We start from the raw sequence: 26,244 nt of genomic DNA on the forward strand, positions 1-26,244 counted from the left end.
GCGCTGCGGTGTCGCGCGGGCGGCTGCTCGGGTGTGGTGCGGGCGGCTGTTCGGGTGTGGTGCGGGCGGGGCTGCTCAGGCCTCGCGTGGTGCCCCGGTGACGGCGGCCGGGCTGTCCGGGTCCGCCGGGAGCCGCCCGGGGGCCGGGGGCTGCCCGGCCGCGTCCTCCTTGACGGTGGGGTGGAGGGCGACGACCACCCGGTGGTCCCGGCCGGCTTCCGCCGTCCCGTCGTGGTACTTGCGGACGAGCGCGCTCACGCCCTGGGTCAGCTCCTCGACGAAGGCGGCCCGGTCGGCGGCGGAGGCGAACCGCACCTCGGCGTCGAGCGCGAAGGTGGCCAGCCGTCTGCGGGCCCTGCCGGCGCCCACGACGAGGGTGCCGACGTCGCGGACGAGCCGGGCGGCGAGCGAGAGCAGCCAGCGCGCGGAGAGCTGGTCACGGGCGCGGCCCGGGTCCGGCTGCACCGCTCCGAGGGCGACCGGCGAGATCACGTACGACGCCGCGGTGGCCCGCATCAGCCGCTCGGTGACATTGCCCTTGCGGCGCTCACCCGCCAGCTCCACCAGGCCGTGCCGCTCCAGCGTCTTCAGGTGGTAGTTCACCTTCTGCCTGGGCACGCCGATCCGCCCCGCGAGCATGGCGGCCGAGGCGGGCCCCGCCGCGAGCTCGGCCAGCAGTCTGACCCGCGTGGGGTCCAACGAGACCGCGGCCGCCGCGGGGTCCTGGATCACTGTCACGTCCAGCATGTGTTCCACCCTTCCACCGAAAACTATTCTTGTCCAGTCGACTCAACTTGTCGGAGGCCCGGAAACAGCAGATGCGTGAGCGGATGGCATACGTGCACCGGAGTCACGAGACGGCGGCCCGCGCGCACCAGGACACGGTGCTTCCGGGGGCGGGAGGCGCCGCCGTGGGCCGAGTCCGCCTCCGGCCGGCCTTGACCTCAAGTCAGGTTGAAGTCGGAGGCTGGGGGCTCGGAACGACGGCACATCACCCGTATGGAGGGCGGCCATGACGCTGCGCACCGACACGCTCCCCGACCCGGCCAGGCCCGACGTCGGACTCGCCCTCTTCAGTACCTGGGGCGTCGGCACGCCCGAACGCCAAGAGGCCACCGTCGCCGCGATCGCCGGTGCCTGGGAGAGCCGGCCGTGGCCGCACGAGGGCCTGTTCTCGTACACGGTGTACGCCGGCACGGACGGTGCGACGCTGCTGCACCACTCGCAGTGGCGGGACGAGGAGTCCCACGCCGCGTTCGTCTCCAGCCCCGGCAACGGCCGCGACCAGCGCAACGCCGACATCGACCGGGCCGTGCCCGGCATCGAGCGGCTGGGGCCGGCCCGCACCCGCAGATACCGCAGCGGCGGGGTCTCGGCCCCTGCCGCGGACGGCAGCGGCACACCCGCCGGAGTGGTCGTGATCGTGGACGTGGGCTTCAACGGACCCGACCCGGACCGGCAGCGCGCCTGGGTGGACGCCGTCTTCGACGCGCTTGCCGGCGGACCGGTGCCGCCGGGCGGCATCTCCGCGCACTTCCACCTGGCGACGGACGGCACCCGCGTGATCAACTACGCCGAGTGGGTGAGCGAGCAGGCCCACATCGACGCGCTGGCGTCCCCCGGGGACGGCATCGGCCCGGCCACGCCCCAGTGGCGGCGAGTGCAGAACTTTCCCGGTATGACCAGCTCGACCGTGCGCCGCTACCGGCTCGCGGCGGCCTTCGTGCCGGGCGGGGCGTGAGCCGGGTTCCGCGCCGGGGCGTGGGCCGGACGGGGGCATGGCCCACCCGTACCGAGCGGGGCGCGTGAGCCGGACCCGTACCGGACAGGGCGCGTGAGCCGGGCCCGTACCGGAGAAGGCGCCGTGCACCGGACCCGTACCGGAGAAGGCGTGTGCACCGGGCCCGTACCGGAGAAGGCGCCGTGCACCGGACCCGTACCGGATGAGGTACCGCGGGCCGGACCCGGCCGGTCGTCTCAGGCCGCGCCCAGTGCCGTGGCCACCGCGTTCCTGACCGCGCGGTCGGACGGTGCCGGCCTGCCCTGCGCGGCGGCCAGCTCGGCGAGGGACGTCATGGCCACGTCCGGCAGCCCGCACGCCGTGAACTTCGCGAACTCCGCGAGGTCCGGGCTGACGTTCAGCGCGAACCCGTGGCTGGTGATGCCACCGCGGATGCGCATGCCGATGGACACCAGCTTCGCGCCGCCGGGCGTCCACACCCCGACCAGGCTCTGCGCCCCCTTCGGGGTGTCACGCCGCACCGTCTCGAAACCGAGCGCCGCGCACGCCTCGACCAGGCCGTTCTCCAGCCAGCGCACGATGTCCGCGGGGCCGCGCTCACGGAGGTTCAGCACCAGGTACCCGACGAGCTGGCCGGGGCCGTGGTAGGTGGCCTGGCCGCCGCGGTCCACCGGGACCAGCGGGACCTGCGAGTCGACGGGCAGCTCCGCGCGGGGCGTCCGGGCGCTGTACGTGATCACGGGCGGGTGCGAGAGCAGCACCAGCCGGTCGCCGATCTGTCCGGCGCGCCGCTGGTCCACCCACTCGGCCATCGCGGCGACGGCCCGGGTGTACGGCACCTCGCCCAGGTCGACGCGCTCGATCCCGGCCGGCGTCACCACTGCCGCGGGGGCCACCGTGACATCCGCCGGGCGCGCCGGAAAGGCTCTATCCGGTCCCGGCTCCGTCCCCGGCTCCGCCCGCGTACCGGTCCGTGTCTCCGTCTGCCGCTCGGTCATCCCGCCGCCTTCCGGGGACGTCCGCACGACGCCCTCCACCCACGGGGGCAACCCACCGGGCGGGCAGCGCATTCCGCCCGCGGGGTCGCCCCACGACCGGGGCCCGCGGGGCGACCGTCACGCGCCACCCGCCACGGGCGCCCGGGGCCACCCGTCACGCGCCGCCGCCCCCGCCGCCCGGAACCCACCCCGCCACCCGACGCCCGCCGCCGGGGCTCGTCGTAGCGTTGCCCACCCCCACCCCGTAGCGGATTTGAGTGGAACTCCCCCGGCACCGAGTCGACACTCCTGATATGACCCACGAACCCCGCCGGGAGCCCCCGCCGCGCGGCCCGGCCGCCTCGCCCGGCGGACGGGCCGCGCCGTTCGGGCGTGCCCTGTGCGCCATGGTCACGCCGTTCACGCCCGAGGGGGTGCTGGACCTGGACGGGGCCCAGCGCCTGGCCGACCGGCTGCTGGCCTGCGGCTGCGACGGTCTGGTGCTGTCCGGCACCACCGGCGAGTCCCCCACGACCACCGATGCCGAGAAGACCGCGCTGGTGCGGGCCGTGACCGAGGCGGTCGGAGGCCGGGCGTCCGTCGTCGCGGGCGTCGGCAGCGCGGACACGCTGCACACGGTGGAGCTGGCGCGCGCCGCCGAGAAGGCGGGCGCCGACGGGCTGCTGGTCGTCACGCCGTACTACAGCCGGCCCCCGCAGGACGCGGTGGAGGCCCACTTCCGCGACATCGCCGACACCTGCGGGCTGCCGCTGATGCTCTACGACATCCCGGGCCGCACGGGCACCCGGATCGCGCCGGACACCATGCTCCGGCTGGCCGGCCACCGGCGCATCGTCGCCGTCAAGGACTGCGCGTACGACCTCCTCGGCACCCAGAAGGTCATGGCCCGCACCGAGCTGGCCTGCTACACGGGGTGCGAGGAGTTCATCCTGCCGCTGTACGCGGTGGGCGGCGCGGGCTATGTGTCGACGGTCGCCAACGTCGCGCCGGGCGGGCTCCGCCGGATCCTGGACGCGTTCGACGCGGGCGACACCGCGGGCGCCGCCGCGGCGCAGCGCCGTGCGCTCCCGCTGATCGAGACGATGATGGCGGCCGGCTTGCCCGGCACGGTCACCGCCAAGGCCCTGCTCGCCGCCCTGTCCCTGCCGTCCGGCCCGGTGCGCGCACCGCTGCGGCCCGCCGGTCCGGAGGCGACGGACGCGCTGCTCGCCGCCTACGCGGCGCTGACCGGCGGCGCGGAGGAGGCGGGCGCCGGGGCCCGTGCCACGGTGGCCCCCTGACGCGGGATGCCCGGGGCCGGCGGGCGGGCGCGACCCCCCTGGGGGCACGGCGCCGACGGGCGGAATGGCGGCGACGGGGGGACGGCACCGGTGGGCGCGGCTGGGCACGATGCCGCCGAAGCCGGGCCCGGGCGCCCGGCGGTCCGAGCCGACGGCGGACGGCCTCGGGCGGTCCGCGAGGGCCGGAAAACGAGGGGCGGCGTGCGCCGGTGCGTTGGTACGGTCCGGGCATGACGGAGATGGAATGACGGAGATGGGGGAACGCGTGACCACTGCGGGTGGGGCAACGATCGGTCCGGTCACCGCGGCCGATGTGGAGCAGGTGGTGCGGCTGGCCGTCGAGGCCCTGGGGAAGGCGCGGGAGGAGGACTTCCACACCACCGCGGGGGCCCTGGAGTGGGACTGCTGGGAGACGGTGGAGCACGTGGGCGACTGCATGTTCTACTACGCCGTCCAGCTGGGCTCGGAGGCCATGTCCCTCACCCGCCCCCTGCCGTTCCACTGGCACGAGCTGCGCCCGGGCGGGCCGGAGAACATCGTCTTCGCGGACCGCGCCGCGGGTGTCGCCGGGTTGCGGGGGGTGCTCCAGGCCAGTGCGGCGCTGCTGGTCTCGATGCTGCGGACCACGCCGCCCCAGAAGCGTGCGCACCACGTGTACGGCCGCTCGGATCCCGAGGGCTTCGCCGCGATGGGCGTGGTCGAGACGCTGGTGCACATGCACGACGTCGCCCTGGGCCTGGGCGCCGAGTGGCACCCGCCCGCCGACCTGTGCGCCCGTATCCTGGCCCGGCTCTTCCCGCAGGTACCGGCCGACATCGCCGAGCCCTGGCCCGCCCTGCTGTGGGCCGCCGGCCGCACCGCCCTGCCGGGCCGTCCCCGCCTCACCGACTGGCGCTGGTACTCGGCGCCCGCGGCCGAGCGGACGGCGGACGGCGCGCCCACGGCCGCAAGCTGACGCCGGCCCCCGGAAGCCGCCGGCTCCCTTGACACCGCTGTGCGTTGCTCCATACTCCCGCCTGGCACCAGCGCCGACATTTCGAGCGCCGTTCGAGATATCGAACATCCGGAGAGTGGGAGACGCATGAGTCCACAGCGACGGGCCGAGGACGCGCACGGGCAGGACGACGGGCCCGCATCCGGTCCGGACGACGAGACCGCGGCACGGCGGGACGATGGCAACACGCCGGTGCGCCACGACGGGAGCACGTCCCGGCGCGACGGGAACGCATACCGGCCGGACGACGAGAACACGCTCCTGCCGCCCGACGGAAACACGTCCCGGCCGGACGACAAGGGCATACCGCGGCGCCCTGCCGGCGGCGCGGACGGCGTGACCCGGCGTCAGGCGCTGCGGATCAGTGCCGCGGCGGGCGCCGTGGCAGCGGCCGGGGCCGCCTCCCCGGTGGCCCTCGGGGCGACCGCGGCAGCGGCCGCCGGCCCGTCGGACGCCGTCCCACCGCCCGCGGCCGGGCCCGCGCGGGAGCGCTCGTTCGACGAGGGCTGGCGCTTCTTCCGCGGTGACGCGGACGGCGCGCAGGAGCCGTCGTTCGACGACACCTCCTGGCGGACGCTCGACCTCCCGCACGACTGGAGCATCGAGGACCTGCCCTACGCCACCTCCGACGACGGCGGGGCGACGAGCGATCCCAGCCTGCTGGTGTTCAGGGAACCGGACCCGGCGGTGCCCGCCGCTCCCCAGGTGATCGGCCCGTTCGACACCGCGAGGAGCGACGGCGGCGGCTCTACCGGGTACACGGTCGGCGGAGTGGGCTGGTACCGCAAGGAGTTCCACCTGGCCGACCTGCTCGGCGGCGACACCCGCGACCCGGCCGCGGACGGGGCCCGGGACGAGCCCCACGTCGAGCTGCGGTTCGACGGCGTGTACCAGAACGCGGACGTCTGGCTGGGCGGCGTCCACCTCGGCTTCCACCCGTACGGCTACACCTCGTTCGCCTTCGACCTGACCCCGCATCTGAGGCGCACCGGGCCGAACGTGCTCGCGGTGCGGGTCGACAACAGCGGCCGGAACAGCCGCTGGTACGCGGGCTCCGGGATCTACCGGCACACCTGGGTGACGGTCACGGGCCCGGTGCGCATCCCGTTGTGGGGGGTCTCCGTGACGACGCCCGTGGTCGGCGAGGAGCGCGCTCTCGCGCATGTGGACGTCTCCGTCGCGAATCTCGGCGCCCGTGCCGACGCCGCACGGGTCCGGGTCACGGTGCTGGATCCGCGGGGGCACGCGGTCGCGGCGAGGACGGTGTCCGTCGGAGCGGTCGGTCCCGGCGGCACGGCGGTCGCGTCGCTGGACGTGCCGGTGCGGCGGCCGGCCCTGTGGTCCCCGGACGCGCCGCACCTCTGCACGGCGCGCGCCGAGGTGCTGGTGGACGACAGGGTGGTCGACACGGTGGGCACCCGGTTCGGGTTCCGCTCGCTGGCATGGGACGGCACGTCCGGGTTCCTGCTCAACGGAGAGCGGATCACGATGCGCGGCGGCTGCGTCCACCACGACCACGGTCCGATGGGCTCGGTCGCGCTTCGCCGCTCGGAGGAGCGGCGGGTGGAGATCCTCAAGGCGGCGGGCTTCACCGCGATCCGCACCGCGCACAACCCACCGACGCCCGAACTCCTCGACGCCTGCGACCGGCTGGGCATGCTGGTGATGGACGAGTTCGTGGACATGTGGGACACCGGCAAGAACCCTCAGGACTACTCGGTGCACTTCGCCGAGTGGTGGCAGCGTGACCTGACCGGGATGGTGCTCAGGGACCGCAACCACCCCAGTGTGGTGATCTGGTCGCTGGGCAACGAGATCACGGACCGGACGAACGGGCAGCGCGGCGCGGAGATGGCGAAGCTGCTGCGCACCCTCGACCGCACCCGCCCGATCACCCTCGGCGGCGGCTCCACCCCCGGGGCGGGTGACCCGTCCTGGAACTATGTGGACATCGGGGACGTGCACTACAACGCCAACGGCCAGGGCTACGGGGGCATCCACGACGTCCACCCGGACAAGCCGATGACGCAGAGCGAGGGCTTCCCCGCGACGGTCTGGGAGGACGAGACGTTCGCCGGCGACCACGCCTGGGCCATCGGTAACTGGGTCTGGGCCGCCTGGGACTACCTCGGGGAGTCCGGCCTCGGCAAGACGCCGGTGGCCGACGCGGGAACGGCCGCGACGATCGGCGACCCGAGCGTCAACCCCGGCTGGGGCCTGGCCCGGACGCTGTACCGCGCCTACGGCGGCTACGGCTACCCGTACCCGTTCTTCCAGGCGAACTGCGGCGACATCGACCTGATCGGGCAGCGCAAGCCGCAGAACCACTGGCGTGCCGCGGTGCTGGGGCTCAGCCCCGTGGAGCTGCTGGTACAGCGGCCGGTGCCGGAGGGCTCCGAGCAGCTGGCGGTGTGGTGGGGCTACTACGACGAGCTGGAGAGCTGGACGTGGGACGTGCCGTTGGGCCACCCGATGACGGTGCACGTGTACACGCCGGGCGACAGCGTCCGGCTGCTGCGGGACGGCGCCGACTTTCCCGGGGGCGCGGCGCGGGCGCCCGAGCGGGGCACGGCCACGTTCACCGTGCCGTACGCGCCCGGTGAGCTGACGGCGATCGCCGGCAGGAACGGCAGGGAGATCGGGCGGACCACGCTCACGACGGTGGGCGCGCCGGCCGCGCTGCGGCTCGCCCCCGACGTGCGGTCCCTCACCACCGGCCGGGACGACCTGGCACACGTCCTGGTCACGGTGGTCGACGACCGCGGCAGGGCGGTCCCCGACGCCGTCCACAAGGTGACGTTCGAGGTCGAAGGAGCCGGTTCCCTGGCCGCGGTCGCGAGCGGCAACCCGCACAACGTCGACAGCTTCCGGCGACCCCGCCGCCACACCTGGCACGGCAAGGCCCTGGCCATCCTCCGCCCCGCCAAACACCCCGGCCCCCTCCGCCTCACCGCCACCGCCCCCGGCCTGCGCCCGGCGACGGTGACGCTCCCGGTCACACCGGCGGGGCGGGTATGAGGCAGTCGCCGGGGGCGCCGGCGCACGGCGGGATCCTCAGCCCGTCGCCGCCGTCCGGTAGGGGCGGAAGAACGCGCGTAGCTCCTCCGCGTACCGCTCGGGCTCCTCGAACGGCGCGAAGTGCCCGCCGCGCTCGGGTTCGGTCACGCGCACCACGTTCGCCGTGCGTGCCAGCCACGCCCGCGGCGGGCGGACGACGTCGCCGCGGAACAGCGAGAACCCGGACGGCACCTCGACCCGGCGGGTGAGCTGTGCGGGCGGGATCGCGGCGTTCGCGCGGTACATGCGCATCGCGGAGCCGATCGTTCCGGTGAGCCAGTAGATCATGACGTTCGTGAGGATCTCGTCCCTCGTGAAGCGCCGTTCGACGTCTCCGTCGCAGTCGCTCCACGCCCGGAGCTTCTCGACGATCCACGCGGCGAGCCCGGCGGGCGAGTCGGTGAGCCCGACGGCGGCGGTCTGGGGCTTCGTGCGGTGCACGGCGGCGTAGGCACCCTCGGTCCGGCCCCAGGCCGCGGCGTCCTCGAACCAGGCGCGTTCCTCGGGTGCGAGGTCCGCCGGATCGCCGGTGAGGACGGGCAGGCCGGCGTCCGTGCGGTGCACGGCCACGACCCGGTCGGGATGGTCGAGCGCGAGGTAGCGGCTCACGTGGCTGCCCATGTCCCCGCCCGCCGCGCCGAACCGGGCGTAGCCGAGGACGTCCATGAGCTCGGCCCACAGGCCGGCGACGGCGATGGAGTCGAGCGGCGGTCCCGTGGGGCGGTCGGAGTATCCGTAGCCCGGCATGTCGGGCACGACCACGTCGAACGCGTCGGCGGGGTCGGCGCCGTGCGCGCCGGGATCGGTGAGGAGCGGGATGACCTTCGTGTAGCGCCAGAACGAGTCCGGCCAGCCGTGGCTGAGGACCAGCGGCAGGGCGGGCCCGGCCGGCGCGGCGGCCCGGACGTGCACGAAGTGGATGCCGATGCCGCCGAGCGGGACGCGGAAGCGCGGGAGCCGGGCGAGCGCCGCCTCCTGCGCCGGCCAGTCGAACCCGTCCGCCCAGTAGGCGACCAGCTCGCGGAGGTAGGCGAGGTCGGCCCCGAGCGACCATCCGGCGTCCTCGGGCGCGTCCGGCCAGCGCGTGGCACGCAGCCGCGCACGGAGATCCTCGATCGCCGCGGGGTCGGTCCGCGGGGCGAACGGCTGGGGGTGGGGCGACGCGTCCGGCATGCGGCTCATCCTAAGGTTGCCGGCGGCGCGGCCCGGCGCGCGAGCTGCGGGTGTCCCGGACGCCGTCGGCTGCGGGCCTCCGCGGCGCCGGCTGCCGGTGCGGGCGCCGCACGGCACTTCGCCGAGCGGCACGGCGCCGGTCAGCCGCGGACGGACCCGCCCCACGGCCGTCCCGCGCGCCGCGGCACCCCGGCCACCGGTTCGGCGCCGTGCTCGCCCCGGTTCCACCCGCCGCGACGCACCGGCACCCCGCGCATCACGCGGCTCTCGGCCTTCGCGCCACCGCGGGGACGGGCGGCCTGGGGCCTCTGACGGTTCCCGCCGGCCCGCGGCTCCCGCTGCCGTGCGGGCGTGGGAGGCGCCCCCGGCACCGCACCTCGCCGCGTTCTCGGACACGCCCACGGGCTCCCCCAGGCTCCGGGGGCCTGGGGGAGTCCAGGCCCGGGGGCCTGGGAGGTGCCCCCATACGCACGAGGGCGACCCTCCGCCCTGCGACGCACGGCACCAGAGGACGCGGGCTGATCCGACGCGCCTGTCAGACAGGCCCCCGTCGTGCCCTAGTTGTGCTGGTGCAGAACCTCGTTCAGCCCGCCCCACACGGCGTTGTTGGGCCTGGCCTCGATCGTGCCGGTCACCGAATGCCGCCGGAAGAGGATGTTGGACGCCCCGGAGAGCTCGCGCGCCTTGACGATCTGGCCGTCGGGCAGGGTGACCCGGGTGCCCGCGGTGAGATACAGCCCCGCCTCGATCACGCACTCGTCGCCGAGGGCGATGCCGACACCCGCCTCGGCCCCGATGAGGCACCGCTCGCCGATGGTGATGATCACACTGCCGCCACCGGAGAGCGTGCCCATCGTGGACGCACCGCCGCCGATGTCCGAGCCGTCGCCCACGACGACCCCCGCGGAGATCCGCCCCTCCACCATGGAGGCGCCCAGCGTGCCGGCGTTGAAGTTCACGAACCCCTCGTGCATCACGGTGGTGCCCTCGGCGAGGTGCGCCCCGAGCCGCACCCGGTCCGCGTCGCCGATGCGGACCCCCGTCGGCGCGACGTAGTCCGTCATCCGGGGGAACTTGTCCACGGACGTCACCTGGAGGTGCAGGCCCTCCGCGCGGGCGTTCAGGCGGGCCTTCTCCAGGTCGCCCACCGCGACCGGGCCGAGCGAGGTCCAGGCGACGTTGGCGAGCAGGCCGAAGATGCCGTCCAGGTTCTGCCCGTGCGGCTTCACCAGACGGTGGCTGAGCAGGTGCAGCCGGAGGTAGAGGTCGTGGGTGTCGAGCGGCTTCTCGTCCAGGGAGGCGATGACCGTGCGGACGGCGATGACGTCCACCCCGCGGCGGGGGTCGGGACCGACCGCCTTCGCGGCGCCCGCCCCCAGCAGCTCCACGGCCCGCTCGGCGGTCAGCCGCTCCGTGCCGGCCGGTCCGGGCTCGGCGGCCAGCTCGGGAGCGGGGTACCAGGTGTCGAGGACGGTGCCATCGGCGGCGACGGTGGCCAGGCCCGCGGCAACGGCGCCCGTGGTGCGAGGAGCAGTCGTGTCGGTCATGCTGGCAACTTAGCCCGTCCCGCACCGGCGACGCGAACCCGCCGGCCGGGCGTCTCAGGGTCCGGTCAGCGAACTGCCGGGCCCGAGGCGCAGCATGTACCGGGACCGGCGTGCGCACGGCACGCAGGCCCACCGCCGGTCGTGCCCGCGGCGCGGCGTGAGACCGGCCCGGCGTGACCGTGGCCGGCGTGACCGCGCCACGGACCGCACACAGGAGCCGCCTTCGGGACTCAGCCGTCCGTGCGCAGCACCCTGCTGAGCGCGGTCCGCGAGTACTCCTCGTCGTAGGGCCGGTCGGTCAGCAGCACCTGGAGGCAGATGCCCTCCATGAGCGCGGTCAGGGCCCGGGCGGTGAGGGGGTCGGTGCGCTGGGCGAGCAGGTCGGCGAAGCCCTGGCACCACTCCGCGGCGACCGGCCGCAGGGCGGGGCGGCGCAGGGCGGCCAGGTACAGCTCGTACTCCAGCTCCGCGCCCGCCCGGTCGCCGGACAGCCACTCCCCCATCATCCCGGCGAGTTCTCCGGCGAGGTCGGTGCGCGGGTCCTGTAGGGCGCCGCGGCCGTGCATCACCTTGGCGAAGCCTTCGTTGGTCTGCCGCAGCGCGGCGACGAGGAGTTCGTCGAGGGTCGCGAAGTGATAGGTGGTGGAGCCGAGCGGCACATCGGCCTCGGCGGCGGCCGAACGGTGACTGAGGCCTGCGATGCCCTTCCTGCCGACCACCCGGATCGCGGCGTCGATGATGCGCTGCCGGCGCTCGGGATCGTGGCGTCTGGCCATCAGTGCGCGCCGCCCGTGTTGAGCAGCACCACGCCCGCGATGACCAGCACGATACCGGCGAGCTTGGCCGCGTTCACGGTCTCTCCCAGGAAGACCATGCCGATCGAGGCGATCGTGGCCGTGCCGATCCCGGCCCAGATCGCGTAGGCGGTGCCGACTTCCACCGTCTTCAGCGTCTGGGCCAGCAGATAGAACGCGACGAGGTAGCCGACGACGGTGACGAGCGAGGGCCCGAGCTTGCTGAAGCCCGCGCTGTACTTCATCGCCGTCGTACCGGCCACCTCGGCGGCTATGGCCCCTGTGAGCAGCAGATATCCCATGCGTACGAGCGTACACAGGGAGTAAGCACCGCACAGCGGCCCCACGGAGGCGCACAACACCCCGGCAGGGGCGCAGCCCGCCGGCCGGTGGCCGGACACGGGAGGCGCCCCTGGGTGGGCCGGGGCGCGCCCCCGCGCAGTGTCCGCGGTCCGCGCCCCTTACGGGGCGCTCCTCAGACGTTGAAGCCCAGCGCCCGCAACTGCTCCCGGCCGTCGTCGGTGATCTTGTCGGGACCCCACGGCGGCATCCAGACCCAGTTGATCTTCAACTCGTTGACGATGCCGTCCGTGGCCGCCTGTGCCTGGTCCTCGATGACATCGGTCAGCGGACACGCCGCCGACGTCAGTGTCATGTCGACCGTGGCGACGTTCGTCTCGTCGATGTGGATGCCGTAGATCAGGCCGAGATTGACGACGTCGATGCCCAGCTCGGGGTCGACGACGTCCATCAGCGCCTCGCGGAGCTCCTCCTCCGAGGCCGGCTTGGCCAGCGTGTCGTTCTCGCTCATGCGGTCTTCGCCTCCTCCGCGAAAGCCTGGGCCGTCGCGTCCTTCCATGCCATCCAGCTCAGCAGCGCACACTTCACCCGGGCCGGGTACTTGGAGACGCCGGCGAACGCGACCGCGTCCTCCAGCACCTCCTCCATCGCGTCGTCCGGCTCGATTCTGCCCCTGGACTGCATCAGCTCCAGGAAGACGCCCTGGATCTTCCGCGCCTCCGCCAGGTCCTTGCCGACCAGGAGTTCGTTCAGCACGGAGGCGCTGGCCTGGCTGATGGAGCAGCCCTGGCCCTCGTACGACACATCGGCGATCCGGTCGCCGTCGTACTTCACCCGGAGCGTGATCTCGTCCCCACAGGTCGGGTTGACGTGGTGGACCTCGGCGTCGCCGTCCCGCAGGCCTCGGCCGTGCGGGTTCTTGTAGTGGTCCAGGATGACGTCCTGGTACATGGAATCGAGCTTCACCGTGGCAGCCAGCCTCTCAGCCGAAGAAGTTCCGTACGTGCTCCAGGCCGTCGACCAGGGCATCGATCTCCGCCGGCGTGGAGTACAGATAGAACGACGCTCGGGTGGTCGCAGGAATTCCGTACCGCAGACAGACCGGGCGGGCGCAGTGGTGGCCCACGCGGACGGCGATGCCCAGTTCGTCGAGGACCTGGCCCACGTCGTGCGGGTGGATGTCGCCGAGCGTGAAGGAGATGGCGGCGCCGCGGTCCTCGGCCGTGGTGGGGCCGACGATCGTGAGGCCGGGAACCTCCCCGAGCCGCTCCACCGCGTACCGGGTGAGGACGTGCTCGTGCTGGGCGATCTTGTCCATGCCGATCGCGGTCAGGTAGTCCACCGCCGCGCCCAGGCCGACGGCCCCCGCGATGGGGGGCGTGCCCGCCTCGTACTTGTGCGGGGCGGGGGCATAGGTGGACGAGTGCATCGAGACCGTCTCGATCATCTCGCCGCCGCCCAGGAACGGAGGCAGGTCCTCCAGCAGCTCCTGGCGGCCCCAGAGCACCCCGATGCCGGTCGGGCCCAGCATCTTGTGGCCGGTGAAGGCGACGAAGTCGGCGCCCAGCGCCTGGACGTCCAGCGGCATGTGCGGGGCGGCCTGCGAGGCGTCGATCATGACCAGCGCGCCGACCTCCTGGGCGCGCCGCACGATCTGCTCGACCGGGTTGACCGTGCCCAGGATGTTGGAGACCAGCACGAAGGACACGATCTTCGTCTTCTCGGTGATGATCTCGTCGATCGAGGAGAGGTCGAGACGGCCGTCGTCGGTCAGGCCGAACCACTTCAGCTTCGCTCCGGTGCGCTGCGACAGCAGCTGCCACGGAACGATGTTGGAGTGGTGCTCCATCTCGGTGATGACGATCTCGGTGTCGTGGTCGACGCGGTAGGGCTCGTCGGCCCAGCCGAGCAGGTTCGCCACGAGGTTCAGCGACTCCGAGGCGTTCTTGGTGAAGACGACCTCGTCGCGGCTGGGGGCGTTGATGAAGGCGGCGATCTTGTCGCGGGCGCCCTCGTAGAGGGCGGTGGCCTCCTCGGCCAGGACGTGCACGCCGCGGTGGACGTTGGCGTTGTGCTGCTCGTAGTACTCGTCGAGGACGTCGAGGACCTGGCGGGGGGTCTGCGAGGTCGCCGCGTTGTCCAGATAGACGAGCTTCCGGTCGTCATGGACCAGGCGGTCCAGGATGGGGAAGTCCTTGCGGAGCGCCTCGGTGTCGAGGAGGCCGGCAAGCCCCTGGCGGGCCTCTGTCACGCGGATACGCCTCCCTTCACATACGCCTCGTAGCCCTCGTTCTCGAGCTTGTCGGCGAGCTCGGCACCGCCGGACTCGACGACCCGCCCGCCGGCGAAGACGTGCACGTGGTCGGGCTTGATGTAGCGCAGGATGCGGGTGTAGTGGGTGATCAGCAGGGTGCCCACCTCGCCGGTCTCGCGGACGCGGTTGACGCCCTCGGAGACCACCCGGAGCGCGTCGACGTCCAGGCCGGAGTCGGTCTCGTCGAGGATGGCGATCTGCGGCTTGAGGAGTTCGAGCTGGAGGATCTCGTGGCGCTTCTTCTCGCCGCCCGAGAAGCCCTCGTTCACGTTGCGCTCGGCGAAGGCCGGGTCGATCTGGAGCCGCTCCATGGTCTCCTTGACCTCCTTCACCCAGGTCCGCAAGCGGGGTGCCTCGCCGCGGATGGCGGTGGCGGAGGTGCGCAGGAAGTTGGAGACGGAGACGCCGGGGACCTCGACGGGGTACTGCATCGCCAGGAACAGCCCGGCGCGGGCGCGCTCGTCGACGGTCATCGCCAGCACGTCCTCGCCGTCGAGCGTGACGGTGCCGCCGGTGACGGTGTACTTGGGGTGACCCGCGAGCGAGTAGGCGAGGGTGGACTTGCCGGAGCCGTTCGGGCCCATGATGGCGTGCGTCTCGCCCTGCTTCACGGTGAGGTCGACGCCCTTGAGGATCTCCTTCGTGGCGTTCTCGGCCTCGACGGTGACGTGCAGGTCTCGGATTTCAAGCGTTGCCATGGCCTTCAGGACTCCTGGGTGAGGGAGACGAGCACAGCGGCGGCTTCGCCGTCTCCTTCGATCTTTACGGGGTAAACGGGGACGGGGCGGGTGGCGGGCAGGCTGGAGGGCTTGCCGGTGCGCAGGTCGAAACAGGAGCCGTGCAGCCAGCACTCGATCTGGCCGTCCTCCACCTCGCCCTCGGAGAGCGAGACGTTCGCGTGCGAGCAGATGTCGTGGATCGCGAACACCTCGCTCTCGGTGCGGACGACGGCGACCGGCGTGCCCTCGATCTCCACCCGCTTGGGGGTGTCGACCTCCAGCTCGCCCAGCTCACAGACTCGGACGAATTCGGTCATGCGACGGACGCCTCCAGCTCCTCTTCGATCCGTGCGATCAGGCGCTCCTCGATGTCCGGCAGGCCGATCTGCTGGACCAGCTCGGCGAAGAAGCCGCGTACCACGAGGCGGCGCGCCTCGATCTCCGGGATACCGCGCGCCATCAGGTAGAACAGCTGCTCGTCGTCGAAGCGGCCGGTGGCGGAGGCGTGCCCGGCGCCGACGATCTCACCGGTCTCGATCTCCAGGTTGGGCACCGAGTCGACGCGGGCGCCGTCCGTGAGGACGAGATTGCGGTTCATCTCGTAGGTGTCGGTGCCCTCGGCGGCGGCCTCGATGAGCACGTCACCGATCCAGACGGCGTGGGCGTCGTCGCCCTGCAGGGCGCCCTTGTAGACGACGTTGGACTTGCAGTGCGGGGTGTTGTGGTCGACGAAGAGGCGGTGCTCCTGGTGCTGGCCCCGGTCGGTGAAGTAGAGCCCGAACAGCTCGGCCTCGCCGCCGGGACCGCCGTAGGTCACCCGGGGGTGCAGCCTGACCAGGTCGCCGCCGAAGGTGACGGCGACGGACTTGAAGGAGGCGTCCCGGCCGACCAGGGCGTTGTGCTGGCCGACGTGCACCGCCTTGTCGTCCCAGTCCTGGACCGAGACCACGGTGAGCTTCGCGCCGTCGCCGAGGATGTAGTCGACGTTGGCGGCGAGCACCGCGTCGCCGGTGTGGTCGATGACCACCAGCGCCTCGGCGAAGGCGCCCACCTCGATGACGAGCTGGCCGTAGACCGTGGCCGCGGCGCCGTCCAGACGCTCTCCGTGGACGGTGATGCGCACCGGCTCCTCCAGCACCGTCTCCTTGGGGACGGTGACGACGGAGGCCTTCTCGAACGAGGAGTAGGCCTGGGCCGCGACGCGGTCCACGGGGACGCCGGCCCTGCCGAGCCGCTCGTCGTCCCGGCCGACGGTCTCGACCGTGACGGCGTCCGGCGCGCTGACCTCCAGCTTGACACCCGACCCGGTGGCCTTGGCCGTGCCGTCGTGCAGCCCGCGCAGCCGGTCGAGCGGGGTGAAGCGCCATTCCTCCTCCCGGCCGTGCGGCACGGGGAAGTCCGCCACGTCGAAGGACGGGCGCGCGCTCATTCGCGTGGCGACGGTCGATTCTCCGGCCACCGCGATGGCGCCGGTCGTGGTGGAGCCCACCGGCGGGGTGCTCCCCTGGACCGGGGCCTCACGCAGGTCCTGGGAGTTCTGGGCCTCAGCCATGGCTGTCGTATTGCTCGCTTTCTGCCTCGTCGTGCTCGTCCGCCGGGGGCGGCTGCCGGAGCGGGGCGCCCGGTGGCGCCCCGCTCCGGCCGGGGCCGCTCCTCGGCGGCGCTCGCGGGGCTCAGCGACTGAGCCCGGGTTTGTGTGCGGGGACCGCGGGCCTCGTCAGCCCACCGCGCCTTCCATCTGGAGTTCGATCAGCCGGTTGAGCTCCAGGGCGTACTCCATGGGCAGCTCCTTGGCGATCGGCTCGACGAAGCCGCGCACGATCATCGCCATCGCCTCGTCCTCGGAGAGGCCGCGGCTCATCAGGTAGAAGAGCTGGTCCTCGGAGACCTTGGAGACGGTCGCCTCGTGGCCCATGGAGACGTCGTCCTCGCGGACGTCGACGTAGGGGTAGGTGTCGGAGCGGGAGATCGTGTCGACGAGCAGGGCGTCGCAGAGCACGTTGGACTTGGCTCCGGGGGCGCCCTCGCCGATCTCGATCAGACCCCGGTAGGAGGTCCGGCCGCCGCCCCGCGCCACCGACTTCGAGACGATGTTCGACGAGGTGTTCGGGGCCATGTGGACCATCTTGGCGCCCGCGTCCTGGTGCTGCCCCTCGCCCGCGAAGGCGATGGAGAGGGTCTCGCCCTTGGCGTGCTCGCCCATCAGGTAGACCGCGGGGTACTTCATCGTGACCTTGGAGCCGATGTTGCCGTCGACCCACTCCATGGTCGCGCCCTCGTAGGCCACCGCGCGCTTGGTGACCAGGTTGTAGACGTTGTTCGACCAGTTCTGGATGGTGGTGTACCGGCAGCGGGCGCCCTTCTTGACGATGATCTCGACGACCGCGGAGTGCAGGGAGTCCGACTTGTAGATCGGCGCCGTGCAGCCCTCGACGTAGTGGACGTAGGCGTCCTCGTCGACGATGATCAGCGTCCGCTCGAACTGGCCCATGTTCTCGGTGTTGATGCGGAAGTAGGCCTGGAGCGGGATCTCCACGTGCACGCCCTTCGGCACGTAGATGAAGGAGCCGCCGGACCAGACGGCGGTGTTGAGCGCCGCGAACTTGTTGTCGCCGGCCGGGATGACCGTGCCGAAGTACTCCTTGAAGAGCTCCGGGTGCTCCTTCAGGGCGGTGTCCGTGTCCAGGAAGATGACGCCCTGCTGCTCCAGGTCCTCACGGATCTGGTGGTAGACCACCTCGGACTCGTACTGGGCGGCGACGCCGGCGACCAGGCGCTGCTTCTCCGCCTCGGGGATGCCGAGCTTGTCGTAGGTGGCCTTGATGTCGGCGGGCAGGTCCTCCCAGCTCTCCGCCTGCTTCTCCGTGGACCGCACGAAGTACTTGATGTTGTCGAAGTCGATGCCGGAGAGGTCGGAGCCCCAGCTCGGCATGGGCTTCTTCTCGAAGAGCCTGAGGCCCTTGAGGCGGAGCTTGGTCATCCACTCGGGCTCGGACTTCTTGCCGGAGATGTCCCGGACGACGTCCTCGTTCAGGCCACGCTTGGCCGCGGCACCGGCGACATCGGAGTCGGCCCAGCCGTATTCGTACTTGCCCAGGCCTTCCAGCTCGGGGTGGGCGGTCTCCGTGGGGAGAGTCATGCGGGGTTCCTCCCGGCCGTGCTTGCAGATGATGGGTCGTTGTGCTTCGACGCGTGGTTCTCCGACGAGCGGGGCGCCTGGCCGGGGTCGCCCGGAATGAACGTCGTGCAGACGCCGTCGCCGTGGGCGATGGTGGCCAGCCGCTGCACGTGGGTACCCAGCAGACGCGAGAAAATCTCCGTCTCGGCCTCGCACAGCTGCGGATACTGCTCCGCCACATGGGCGACGGGGCAGTGGTGCTGGCACAGTTGCTCGCCCTGGCTCCGGCCGGGTGCGCTGCGCGCCGTAGCAGCGTACCCGTCGGCGGTGAGCGCTTTGGCCAGGGCCTCGGTGCGCTCCTCGGGCGCGGCGGCCTCGACGGCCGCACGGTACGCCTCGGCCAGCGACTCGCTGCGGTCACGCGCGAAGGCCGCCACGGCGGCCTCCCCGGCGGCGCCGCCACCGGCGCTCTGCGCGATCCAGCGCAGCGCGTCCGCGGCGAGCTTGTCGTAGGACTGGTCGAAGGCGTCCCTGCCGCAGTCGGTGAGCGCGAAGACCCTGGCGGGGCGGCCGCGGCCGCGCGCGCCGTAGACCCGCTGCTCACGGGGCTGTACGACGTTGTCCGCGGCCAGCGCGTCCAGGTGCCTGCGGACGGCAGCCTGGGTGAGGCCCAGGCGGCTCGCGAGGTCGGCCACGGTCGACGGGCCGTGGTCCAGGATGGAGCGCGCGACTCGGTCGCGTGTGGAGCGGTCCGCACGCAACCCAGCCGCGAGCTCCTCCTGAGGGGGGTCCCCCTCCAAGCCTGCGCCGTTTTTCACAACGCTATTGTTGCGTAATTCTTCAGAGGCTGACAACCCGGTGATCGGCCGATCGGGGTGCCTTGCGTCACTTAGGTGAACCTAAGCCGATCACGCGGGCGACCAGGGGGAACGTCCGGCGCCCCGGCAGGGCGTTCACCGCCGGTACGGTCCGGTGACCGCCGGTGCGCACCCCGGCGTGCGCGGTCGCGTACCGCCCCGCCGGTTCCCCGCGCGCGGGGCGTCCCTAGACTTCCGCCATGCGAAGCGAGCCGGTGGTCCACGTGCACGGCCTGGTCAAGCGGTACGGCACCAGGACCGCCGTCGACGGTCTCGACCTCACCGCGGCGCCGGGCATCACCGCCGTCCTCGGCCCCAACGGGGCGGGCAAGACCACCACCATCGAGAGCTGCGAGGGCTACCGCAGGCCGGACGCCGGCACGGTGCGCGTCCTCGGTCTCGACCCGCGCCGCCAGGCCCGCGAGCTGCGGCCCCGGATCGGTGTGATGCTGCAGTCCGGCGGCGTCTACTCGGGCGCACGCGCGGAGGAGATGCTCCGCCACGTGGCCGGGCTGCACGCCCATCCGCTGGACGTCGGCGCCCTCATCGAGCGGCTGGGGCTCGGCTCCTGCGGCCGCACCACCTACCGGCGGCTCTCCGGTGGCCAGCAGCAGCGCCTGGCGCTCGCCATGGCCGTGGTCGGCCGCCCCGAGCTGGTCTTCCTGGACGAGCCCACCGCGGGCCTCGACCCGCAGGCCCGGCACGCCACCTGGGACCTGGTACGGGAGCTGCGCGCCGACGGCGTGAGCGTCATCCTCACCACGCACTACATGGACGAGGCCGAGCAGCTCGCCGACGACGTCGCGATCATCGACGCGGGACGCGTCATAGCGCACGGCTCCCCCGACGAGCTGTGCCGCGGCGGAGCCGAGAACACCCTGCGCTTCACCGGGCGCCCCGGGCTCGACGTGGCGTCCCTCCTCAAGGCGCTGCCCGCCGACGCAGCCGTCGAGGAGCTCACCGCCGGCTCCTACCGGGTGACCGGCAAGGTCGATCCCCACCTGCTGGCCACCGTCACCTCCTGGTGCGCCCAGCACGGCGTCATGCCGGAGAAGATCTCCGTGGAACGCCACACCCTGGAGGACGTCTTCCTGGAGCTGACGGGCAAGGAGCTGCGCGGGTGAACGGGTACGCAACACGCTCGGGCCGGGGGGCCTGGGATCGCTCCCCGGGACAGCACAGCTTGGAACCGACGGGCAAGGAGCCGCGCGGGTGAGTGCCGGTACGTACACGCCGAGGGCCGGGGCGGCGCCGCTGCCGCGGATGATCGTCTCGCAGGCGGCGCTGGAGACGAAGATGCTGCTCCGCAACGGCGAGCAGCTCCTGCTGACCGTGGTGATCCCCACCCTCCTGCTGGTGCTCTTCAGCTCGGTCGACATCGTCGACACCGGTGCCGGCCCGGCCGTGGACTTCCTCACGCCCGGCATCCTGGCGCTCGCGGTGCTGTCGACCGCGTTCACCGGCCAGGCGATCGCCACCGGATTCGAGCGGCGGTACGGCGTCCTGAAGCGGCTGGGCACCTCGCCGCTGCCGCGCTGGGCGCTGATGACCGCGAAGACGCTCTCGGTACTGGTCACCGAGGTGCTTCAGGTGATCCTGCTCACGGTCATCGCCCTCGCGCTGGGCTGGTCCCCGCACGGGAACCCGGCCGCCGTGGTGCTGCTGCTCGTGCTGGGCACCGCGGCCTGCTCGGGGCTCGGCCTGCTGATGGCGGGCACCCTGAAGGCGGAGGCGACGCTGGCCGCGGCCAACCTGGTCTTCCTGCTCCTGCTGGCCGGCGGGGGCGTCCTCGTGCCGCTCGACAGGTTCCCGGACGCGGCGCAGGCGGCGCTGGGTCTGCTGCCGCTGTCGGCGCTCGCGGACGGCCTGCGTGACGTGCTCCAGCACGGTGCCGCGATGCCCTGGGGCGACCTCGGGATCCTCGGAGTGTGGGCCGTGCTCGGGCTGGGCGCCGCGGCGGCGTTCTTCCGCTGGGAGTGAGACGGCGCCCGCCTTCCGCGGGGCGCACCGGGGCCCGTCACCCCGGGGGGCTCGCGGAACCGGGCCCTCGTGAAGGCGTGCACAAGCGGCCGCCTACGATAGGGCCGTGCCCCAAGTGACCCGAGACGACGCGCTTCGTGCCGTGCGCAATCCGCTCGCCTTCATCGCCGAGCGCTGGACCCCGTCCCCCAGGACCGTGCAGCGTGCGGCCCTCGCCGCCCTCGTCATGACGGTGGTCATCGTGTGCACGGGCGGCGCGGTACGGCTGACCGGCTCCGGTCTGGGCTGCCCGACCTGGCCCGAGTGCACCGACGGTTCGCTGACCACCACGCGCGCGATGGGCTTCCACGGCGCGATCGAGTTCGGCAACCGGATGCTGACGTACGTGCTGTGCGCCGCCGTCGGCTGGGCGATCATCGCCGCGCGCGCCGCCGAGCCCCGGCGGCGGTCCCTGACCCGGCTGGGCTGGGCGCAGTTCTGGCTGGTCATGGGCAATGCGGTGCTCGGCGGCATCGTCGTCCTGGTGGGCCTCAACCCGTACACGGTCGCCTGCCACTTCCTGCTCACCTCGGCCCTGCTCGCGGTGGCCACGGTGATGTGGCAGCGCACCCGCGAGGGCGACGCGGCGCCCCGTCCGCTGGTCGGCAAGTCGGTGGTCCAGCTGGTGTGGGTGCTGGTGGCGGCGGCGGTGCTGCTGATCGCCGTGGGCACGGTCGTGACCGGTGCCGGTCCGCACGCCGGGGACTCCAGCGCCGTGGAGCGGATGCCGGTGAGCTGGGAGGACGTCAGCAAGCTGCACGCGGTCCTGGCGTGGGTCGTGGTGACGCTGACCTTCGCCCTGTGGTTCGTCCTCAAGGCGGTCGACGCCCCCGTGGGCCCGCTGCACCGCACCCGCGACCTGTTCGTGGTCCTGCTCGCCCAGGGCGTGATCGGCTATACGCAGTACTTCCTGGACCTGCCGGAGGCCCTGGTGGGCCTGCACATGCTGGGGTCCGCGCTGGTGTGGATCGCGGTGCTGCGGGTGCTGCTGGCGATGCGCGAGCGGCCGGTGGCGGTGGCTGATGTGCCGGTTCAGCAGGACGCACGGTTGTCGACGGTGTGAGGATCCGCTCTTCGAGCGGCCACTGCCGCGGGGCGCCCCCTGTGAGGCTGCGCCGTGCGGGCGCGAGCGACCACCCACCGGCCGGCAGCCCGGCCGTGCCGGACGGAAACAGCCTCCTCCGGGGCGCGGCGGAGACAGCCCCCTCGGGCCGGTGACGGCCCGACCGTCTCGTCGGGGCTGGTCGTGCCCGTTCCCCGCGCCCCTCGGGTGGGCCGGCGCGGCCCCGGCGTACGGATCGCCCCCCTCAGGACGGTGACGGCCCGCGGAGCGATCCGCCGAGTTGGATCCCCGCCATCCGCACCCACTCGTAGGGCCCCGTGCGGACCTTGGCCGCGAGGTCCCCGTCGAAGCTCTCGTGGACGGTGATGCCGGCCTTCTCCACGGCCTGCCGCGCCAGCGCATGGCTGGGGGCCATCAGATCGCCCCAGCGGCCGTCCGCGCCGACCAGCACGATCCGGGCACCCTTGCGTCCCACATAGGCGATCTGCCCCTCGGCACCGCCGTGCGCGCCAGCGAAGGCGCTGATCTCCCCGGCCAGCCTGGACACCCTCCGGGCGTCCAGGGCGGCCCGTCGTCCCGCGGCGCTCCAGCGCCCACCGCCCTGTCCGGCGGTGGCGCCGCCGTCCGTACCGCCGTCGTCCACCTGCTCTGTCTCTGCCATACGCAGGATGCTACCGGTGAGTTAACAACGGGGTGGTGGGCGGGGTCATACCGCCAGGGGCGCTCCGGCCACCAGGCCGGAAGCCCGCCTCACCGCAGGAACGGGTCGACCGCCACGGCGATGAAGAGCAGGGAGACGTAGGTGATCGACCAGTGGAACAGCCGCATCTCCTTGAGCTTCGCGCCCACCGCGCCCGCCTTCGCCCGGTTCAGCAGGCCGTGCGCCTCCCAGAGCCACAGGCCGCCGGTGGCCAGGGCCACGGAGGTGTAGAACCAGCCGGTGTAGCCGAGCGGCGTCAGCAGAAGGGAGACGATCACCATCACCCAGCTGTAGAGGACGATCTGCTTCGCGACGACACGGTTGGAGGCGAGCACGGGGAGCATCGGCACGCCCACGCGCGCGTAGTCCTCCTTCACCCGCATCGACAGCGGCCAGTAGTGCGGCGGTGTCCAGAAGAACATCACCAGGAAGAGGATGACCGCCGCCCAGGAGAGCGAGTCGGTCACCGAGGACCAGCCGATGAAGACGGGCATGCAGCCCGCGATGCCGCCCCAGACGATGTTCTGGGAGGTGCGCCGCTTGAGGATCATCGTGTAGACGACGACGTAGAAGAGCAGCGCGCCCAGCGCCAGCCAGGCGGAGAGCCAGTTGACGAGGAAGCCGAACCACAGGGTGGACACGACCGCGAGCGACAGGCCGAAGACCAGGCCCTCGCGGGGCGAGACCATGCCGGTGACGAGCGGGCGCTGTGCCGTGCGTGTCATCAGGGCGTCGATGTCGCGGTCGATGTACATATTGAGGGCGTTGGCGCCGCCCGCGGAGAGGTATCCGCCGATGCAGGTGGTGACCACCAGCCAGAGGTCGGGCACGCCCTGCGCGGCGAGGAACATCACCGGGACCGTGGTGATCAGAAGAAGCTCGATGATCCGCGGCTTGGTCAGCGCCACGAACGCCTTGACCCGGGCCCCGAACGGCCGGTGGACCTCAGCCGGACCGAACTCCTCCGCAGCCGTCACGGCATGGGAGGTGCCCCCACCCGGTGAACGGGATTCAACGGCCGTCACGCACACCCCTGACAGAGACATTTCCAGCAAGCCTCTGGGCTTGTGTGGTCCCGGAGAAGGCTCGCGCGTACCACGCCACTCTAGACGTTGCCCCTCTCCCGCCCTTCGCGGGGGTCGGTCGTGTTGACACCACGACGACCACCGCCGACACCGCCGGCCGGTCACGCCCGGCACCCTTCGTACGAGACGGACGGCGCCCTCCATGCGGGGCGGCAGCGCCCTCCGTGCGAGGCGGGCGGCCCTCTCTGCGCGGGGCGGGAGGCCCCGGCCGCACCCGGCCGCACCCGGCCACGGCCTGGCCGAATGGGGCGAAAGGAGCGACCTGGTACCGGGGTAGGCTCGACTGCGTCCGGCGCACCTGAAGAGGCCGGCACTCGACATGTGGAGAGGAGCCCTGACTCAGGGTGAGCAGCAAGCCGACCACCACAGACCTCGACTGGACCGAGGTGGACCAACGAGCCGTGGACACCGTCCGTGTCCTGGCTGCCGACGCCGTACAGAAGGTCGGCAACGGCCATCCTGGTACGGCGATGAGCCTGGCACCGGCCGCGTACACCCTCTTCCAGAAGGTGATGCGGCACGACCCGGCGGATCCGGACTGGACCGGCCGTGACCGCTTCGTGCTGTCCGCGGGTCACTCGTCCCTGACCCTCTACATCCAGCTCTACCTGGCCGGGTTCGGCCTGGAGCTGGACGACCTCAAGTCGTTCCGCACCTGGGGCTCGAAGACCCCCGGGCACCCGGAGTATGGCCACACGGCCGGCGTGGAGACCACCACGGGCCCGCTCGGCCAGGGTGTCGCCAACGCCGTGGGCATGGCGATGGCCGCCCGGTACGAGCGAGGCCTGTTCGACCCCGCGGCCGCGCCCGGGACCTCCCCGTTCGACCACCACATCTTCGTCATCGCCGGTGACGGCTGCCTCCAGGAGGGCATCTCCGCCGAGGCCTCCTCGCTCGCCGGCCACCAGAAGCTGGGCAATCTGATCCTGCTCTGGGACGACAACCACATCTCCATCGAGGGCGACACGCAGGCCGCGATCTCCGAGGACACCGAGAAGCGGTACGAGGCCTACGGGTGGCACGTCCAGCGCGTCTCGCCCAAGGAGAACGGCGACCTCGACCCCGAGGCCCTGTACGCGGCCCTGGAGGCCGCGAAGGCGGAGACCGAGCGGCCGTCCTTCATCGCGATGCGCTCGATCATCGCCTGGCCCGCGCCCAACGCCCAGAACACCGGCGCCGCGCACGGCTCCGCGCTCGGCGCCGACGAGGTCGCGGCCACCAAGCGTGTGCTGGGCTTCGACCCCGAGAAGTCCTTCGAGGTCTCCGAGGAGGTCCTCGCGCACACCCGGCGCGCCCTGGACCGCGGCCGCGAGGCCAGGGGCGAGTGGGAGAAGCAGTTCGCCGCCTGGCGCACGGCCAACCCGGAGCGCGCCGCCGAGTTCGACCGGATCTCCGCGGGCGAACTGCCGGTCGGCTGGGAGGAGAGCCTGCCGGTCTTCGAGCCGGGCAGCTCGCTGGCCACCCGCGCCGCGTCCGGCAAGGTGATCCAGGCGCTGGGCGCCGCCGTCCCCGAGCTCTGGGGCGGCTCGGCGGACCTCGCGGGCTCCAACAACAGCACGATCGACAAGAACTCCTCGTTCCTGCCGGAGGGCAACCCGCTGCCGTCCGCGGACCCCTACGGCCGCACCATTCACTGGGGCATCCGCGAGCACGCGATGGCCGCGGCGATGAACGGCATAGCGCTGCACGGCAACACCCGCATCTTCGGCGCCACCTTCCTGACGTTCTCCGACTACATGCGCAACTCGGTGCGGCTGTCCGCGCTGATGCACCTGCCGGTGACGTACGTGTACACGCACGACTCCATCGGCCTCGGCGAGGACGGCCCCACCCACCAGCCGGTGGAGCACCTGGCGTCGCTGCGCGCGATTCCGAACCTCCACGTGGTGCGGCCCGCCGACGCCAACGAGACCGTGCTCGCCTGGCGGGAGATCATGCGCCGGCACACCAAGGTGTACGGCAAGGGCGCCCCGCACGCGTTCTCGCTGACCCGCCAGGGCGTGCCCGTGTACGAGCCGAACGAGGACACGGCGCGCGGCGGCTACGTGCTGCTGGACGCCGAGGGCGGCGCCCCCCAGGTGGTGCTGATCGCCACCGGCTCCGAGGTGCAGCTGGCGGTGGGAGCGCGCGAGGAGCTGCAGGCCGCGGGCGTGCCCACCCGGGTGGTCTCGATGCCCTGCATCGAGTGGTTCGAAGAGCAGGACCAGGGGTACCGGGACCGGGTGCTGCCGCCGTCGGTGAAGGCCCGGGTGGCCGTGGAGGCAGGGGTCGCCCTGAGCTGGCACCGCTTCGTCGGTGACGCGGGCCGGATCGTCTCGCTGGAGCACTTCGGAGCCTCGGCGGACGCGAAGGTGCTGTTCCGTGAGTACGGATTCACGGCCGAGGCGGTGGCCGCCGCGGCACGGGAATCCCTTGCCGCCGCCCAGCGCTGACGCTGGTGTAACACGAGATATCGAAGAAATCTCAGAGCAGGAGATGCAGATTC

The 26,244-nt window shown here is 72.5% G+C and carries 24 protein-coding genes; 8 read left to right on the top strand and 16 right to left on the bottom strand.

The window, feature by feature from the left end:
* Positions 1 to 75: 75 nt before the first annotated feature.
* On the bottom strand, positions 76 to 747 hold the full coding sequence (locus ACSMXW_RS05645; protein ID WP_485804358.1) for an ArsR/SmtB family transcription factor: 672 nt from the start codon (positions 745 to 747) through the stop codon (positions 76 to 78).
* Positions 748 to 1,012: 265 nt separating this feature from the next.
* Between ACSMXW_RS05645 and ACSMXW_RS05650 the strand changes: the two genes are divergently transcribed.
* The gene (locus ACSMXW_RS05650; RefSeq protein WP_485804359.1) at positions 1,013 to 1,741 is read left to right on the top strand and encodes an antibiotic biosynthesis monooxygenase; all 729 of its coding nucleotides are present in this window, start codon (positions 1,013 to 1,015) and stop codon (positions 1,739 to 1,741) included.
* 236 nt (positions 1,742 to 1,977) lie between these two features.
* Here the strand turns inward: ACSMXW_RS05650 and lipB are convergent, their stop codons facing one another.
* A complete protein-coding gene (lipB, locus tag ACSMXW_RS05655) occupies positions 1,978 to 2,637 on the bottom strand; it encodes a lipoyl(octanoyl) transferase LipB (protein WP_485804360.1) in 660 nt (219 codons plus the stop codon).
* 395 nt (positions 2,638 to 3,032) lie between these two features.
* Between lipB and dapA the strand changes: the two genes are divergently transcribed.
* The 3 genes from dapA (at position 3,033) to ACSMXW_RS05670 (ending at position 8,031) form a co-directional block, all read left to right on the top strand.
* A complete protein-coding gene (gene dapA, locus ACSMXW_RS05660) occupies positions 3,033 to 4,019 on the top strand; it encodes a 4-hydroxy-tetrahydrodipicolinate synthase (protein WP_485804361.1) in 987 nt (328 codons plus the stop codon).
* A 244-nt stretch (positions 4,020 to 4,263) separates the two neighbouring features.
* A complete protein-coding gene (locus ACSMXW_RS05665) occupies positions 4,264 to 4,974 on the top strand; it encodes a hypothetical protein (protein ID WP_485804362.1) in 711 nt (236 codons plus the stop codon).
* Positions 4,975 to 5,100: 126 nt separating this feature from the next.
* Positions 5,101 to 8,031, top strand: coding sequence for a glycoside hydrolase family 2 TIM barrel-domain containing protein (locus tag ACSMXW_RS05670; protein WP_485804363.1), 2,931 nt, complete (start codon positions 5,101 to 5,103; stop codon positions 8,029 to 8,031).
* 36 nt (positions 8,032 to 8,067) lie between these two features.
* Here the strand turns inward: ACSMXW_RS05670 and ACSMXW_RS05675 are convergent, their stop codons facing one another.
* The 12 genes from ACSMXW_RS05675 to ACSMXW_RS05730 form a co-directional block, all read right to left on the bottom strand.
* Positions 8,068 to 9,243, bottom strand: a complete 1,176-nt coding sequence (locus ACSMXW_RS05675; RefSeq protein ID WP_485804364.1) for an epoxide hydrolase family protein — start codon at positions 9,241 to 9,243, stop codon at positions 8,068 to 8,070.
* A gap of 557 nt (positions 9,244 to 9,800) precedes the next feature.
* Positions 9,801 to 10,790 (bottom strand): 2,3,4,5-tetrahydropyridine-2,6-dicarboxylate N-succinyltransferase, encoded by a 990-nt coding sequence (dapD, locus tag ACSMXW_RS05680; protein ID WP_485804365.1) that lies wholly within the window; start codon positions 10,788 to 10,790, stop codon positions 9,801 to 9,803.
* Between the two features lie 230 nt (positions 10,791 to 11,020).
* Entirely contained in the window at positions 11,021 to 11,566 is a 546-nt protein-coding gene (locus ACSMXW_RS05685; protein ID WP_485804366.1) for a TetR/AcrR family transcriptional regulator, read from the bottom strand.
* On the bottom strand, positions 11,566 to 11,886 hold the full coding sequence (locus tag ACSMXW_RS05690) for a DMT family transporter (RefSeq protein WP_485804367.1): 321 nt from the start codon (positions 11,884 to 11,886) through the stop codon (positions 11,566 to 11,568). Before ACSMXW_RS05690 ends, ACSMXW_RS05685 begins: the two co-directional genes overlap by 1 nt.
* Before the next feature lie 173 nt (positions 11,887 to 12,059).
* Positions 12,060 to 12,395 carry a metal-sulfur cluster assembly factor gene (locus ACSMXW_RS05695; RefSeq protein ID WP_212910807.1) on the bottom strand — a complete coding sequence of 112 codons (336 nt, stop codon included), beginning with the start codon at positions 12,393 to 12,395 and terminating at the stop codon, positions 12,060 to 12,062.
* A complete protein-coding gene (sufU, locus tag ACSMXW_RS05700) occupies positions 12,392 to 12,850 on the bottom strand; it encodes a Fe-S cluster assembly sulfur transfer protein SufU (protein WP_485804368.1) in 459 nt (152 codons plus the stop codon). The genes ACSMXW_RS05695 and sufU overlap by 4 nt, the downstream gene beginning before the upstream one ends.
* A gap of 16 nt (positions 12,851 to 12,866) precedes the next feature.
* Positions 12,867 to 14,135, bottom strand: coding sequence for a cysteine desulfurase (locus tag ACSMXW_RS05705; RefSeq protein ID WP_485804369.1), 1,269 nt, complete (start codon positions 14,133 to 14,135; stop codon positions 12,867 to 12,869).
* Positions 14,132 to 14,896: a Fe-S cluster assembly ATPase SufC gene (sufC, locus tag ACSMXW_RS05710; RefSeq protein WP_485804370.1), complete on the bottom strand. Its 765-nt coding sequence runs from the start codon at positions 14,894 to 14,896 to the stop codon at positions 14,132 to 14,134. Before sufC ends, ACSMXW_RS05705 begins: the two co-directional genes overlap by 4 nt.
* Before the next feature lie 5 nt (positions 14,897 to 14,901).
* Positions 14,902 to 15,234, bottom strand: a complete 333-nt coding sequence (locus ACSMXW_RS05715) for a non-heme iron oxygenase ferredoxin subunit (protein WP_485804371.1) — start codon at positions 15,232 to 15,234, stop codon at positions 14,902 to 14,904.
* Positions 15,231 to 16,469, bottom strand: a complete 1,239-nt coding sequence (gene sufD, locus ACSMXW_RS05720; RefSeq protein WP_485804372.1) for a Fe-S cluster assembly protein SufD — start codon at positions 16,467 to 16,469, stop codon at positions 15,231 to 15,233. The genes ACSMXW_RS05715 and sufD overlap by 4 nt, the downstream gene beginning before the upstream one ends.
* A 165-nt stretch (positions 16,470 to 16,634) precedes the next feature.
* Positions 16,635 to 18,056 (bottom strand): Fe-S cluster assembly protein SufB, encoded by a 1,422-nt coding sequence (gene sufB / locus ACSMXW_RS05725; RefSeq protein ID WP_485804373.1) that lies wholly within the window; start codon positions 18,054 to 18,056, stop codon positions 16,635 to 16,637.
* Complete coding sequence (locus tag ACSMXW_RS05730) at positions 18,053 to 18,835, bottom strand: helix-turn-helix transcriptional regulator (protein ID WP_485807834.1); 783 nt, start codon at positions 18,833 to 18,835, stop codon at positions 18,053 to 18,055. The genes sufB and ACSMXW_RS05730 overlap by 4 nt, the downstream gene beginning before the upstream one ends.
* A gap of 257 nt (positions 18,836 to 19,092) precedes the next feature.
* Here ACSMXW_RS05730 and ACSMXW_RS05735 point away from each other — a divergent pair, with 257 nt between their 5' ends.
* From ACSMXW_RS05735 to ACSMXW_RS05745, 3 genes are all read left to right on the top strand, one after another.
* Positions 19,093 to 20,016, top strand: a complete 924-nt coding sequence (locus ACSMXW_RS05735) for an ABC transporter ATP-binding protein (RefSeq protein ID WP_485804374.1) — start codon at positions 19,093 to 19,095, stop codon at positions 20,014 to 20,016.
* A gap of 88 nt (positions 20,017 to 20,104) precedes the next feature.
* Positions 20,105 to 20,872: an ABC transporter permease gene (locus ACSMXW_RS05740; RefSeq protein WP_485804375.1), complete on the top strand. Its 768-nt coding sequence runs from the start codon at positions 20,105 to 20,107 to the stop codon at positions 20,870 to 20,872.
* Between the two features lie 106 nt (positions 20,873 to 20,978).
* Positions 20,979 to 21,974 (top strand): COX15/CtaA family protein, encoded by a 996-nt coding sequence (locus tag ACSMXW_RS05745; protein ID WP_485804376.1) that lies wholly within the window; start codon positions 20,979 to 20,981, stop codon positions 21,972 to 21,974.
* 244 nt (positions 21,975 to 22,218) lie between these two features.
* On the opposite strand, the gene ACSMXW_RS05750 is transcribed toward ACSMXW_RS05745, so the two are convergent.
* Together ACSMXW_RS05750 and ACSMXW_RS05755 are read right to left on the bottom strand one after the other, a co-directional pair.
* Positions 22,219 to 22,635, bottom strand: a complete 417-nt coding sequence (locus ACSMXW_RS05750; RefSeq protein ID WP_485804377.1) for a hypothetical protein — start codon at positions 22,633 to 22,635, stop codon at positions 22,219 to 22,221.
* Between the two features lie 89 nt (positions 22,636 to 22,724).
* A complete protein-coding gene (locus ACSMXW_RS05755; RefSeq protein ID WP_485804378.1) occupies positions 22,725 to 23,720 on the bottom strand; it encodes a heme o synthase in 996 nt (331 codons plus the stop codon).
* A 383-nt stretch (positions 23,721 to 24,103) separates the two neighbouring features.
* Here ACSMXW_RS05755 and tkt point away from each other — a divergent pair, with 383 nt between their 5' ends.
* Positions 24,104 to 26,191 carry a transketolase gene (gene tkt, locus ACSMXW_RS05760; protein ID WP_485804379.1) on the top strand — a complete coding sequence of 696 codons (2,088 nt, stop codon included), beginning with the start codon at positions 24,104 to 24,106 and terminating at the stop codon, positions 26,189 to 26,191.
* Positions 26,192 to 26,244: the final 53 nt, after the last annotated feature.

Source organism: Streptomyces sp. DSM 116793, assembly GCF_057320905.1.

Bases quoted from the DNA above. Each gene is read 5' to 3' on its own strand.
- ACSMXW_RS05645 (WP_485804358.1), bottom strand. From the start codon at position 747: ATGCTGGACGTGACAGTGATCCAGGACCCCGCGGCGGCCGCGGTCTCG.
- ACSMXW_RS05650 (WP_485804359.1), top strand. From the start codon at position 1,013: ATGACGCTGCGCACCGACACGCTCCCCGACCCGGCCAGGCCCGACGTC.
- dapA (WP_485804361.1), top strand. From the start codon at position 3,033: ATGACCCACGAACCCCGCCGGGAGCCCCCGCCGCGCGGCCCGGCCGCC.
- ACSMXW_RS05665 (WP_485804362.1), top strand. From the start codon at position 4,264: ATGACGGAGATGGGGGAACGCGTGACCACTGCGGGTGGGGCAACGATC.
- ACSMXW_RS05670 (WP_485804363.1), top strand. From the start codon at position 5,101: ATGAGTCCACAGCGACGGGCCGAGGACGCGCACGGGCAGGACGACGGG.
- ACSMXW_RS05675 (WP_485804364.1), bottom strand. From the start codon at position 9,243: ATGCCGGACGCGTCGCCCCACCCCCAGCCGTTCGCCCCGCGGACCGAC.
- dapD (WP_485804365.1), bottom strand. From the start codon at position 10,790: ATGACCGACACGACTGCTCCTCGCACCACGGGCGCCGTTGCCGCGGGC.
- ACSMXW_RS05685 (WP_485804366.1), bottom strand. From the start codon at position 11,566: ATGGCCAGACGCCACGATCCCGAGCGCCGGCAGCGCATCATCGACGCC.
- ACSMXW_RS05690 (WP_485804367.1), bottom strand. From the start codon at position 11,886: ATGGGATATCTGCTGCTCACAGGGGCCATAGCCGCCGAGGTGGCCGGT.
- ACSMXW_RS05695 (WP_212910807.1), bottom strand. From the start codon at position 12,395: ATGAGCGAGAACGACACGCTGGCCAAGCCGGCCTCGGAGGAGGAGCTC.
- sufC (WP_485804370.1), bottom strand. From the start codon at position 14,896: ATGGCAACGCTTGAAATCCGAGACCTGCACGTCACCGTCGAGGCCGAG.
- ACSMXW_RS05715 (WP_485804371.1), bottom strand. From the start codon at position 15,234: ATGACCGAATTCGTCCGAGTCTGTGAGCTGGGCGAGCTGGAGGTCGAC.
- sufD (WP_485804372.1), bottom strand. From the start codon at position 16,469: ATGGCTGAGGCCCAGAACTCCCAGGACCTGCGTGAGGCCCCGGTCCAG.
- sufB (WP_485804373.1), bottom strand. From the start codon at position 18,056: ATGACTCTCCCCACGGAGACCGCCCACCCCGAGCTGGAAGGCCTGGGC.
- ACSMXW_RS05735 (WP_485804374.1), top strand. From the start codon at position 19,093: ATGCGAAGCGAGCCGGTGGTCCACGTGCACGGCCTGGTCAAGCGGTAC.
- ACSMXW_RS05750 (WP_485804377.1), bottom strand. From the start codon at position 22,635: ATGGCAGAGACAGAGCAGGTGGACGACGGCGGTACGGACGGCGGCGCC.
- ACSMXW_RS05755 (WP_485804378.1), bottom strand. From the start codon at position 23,720: ATGTCTCTGTCAGGGGTGTGCGTGACGGCCGTTGAATCCCGTTCACCG.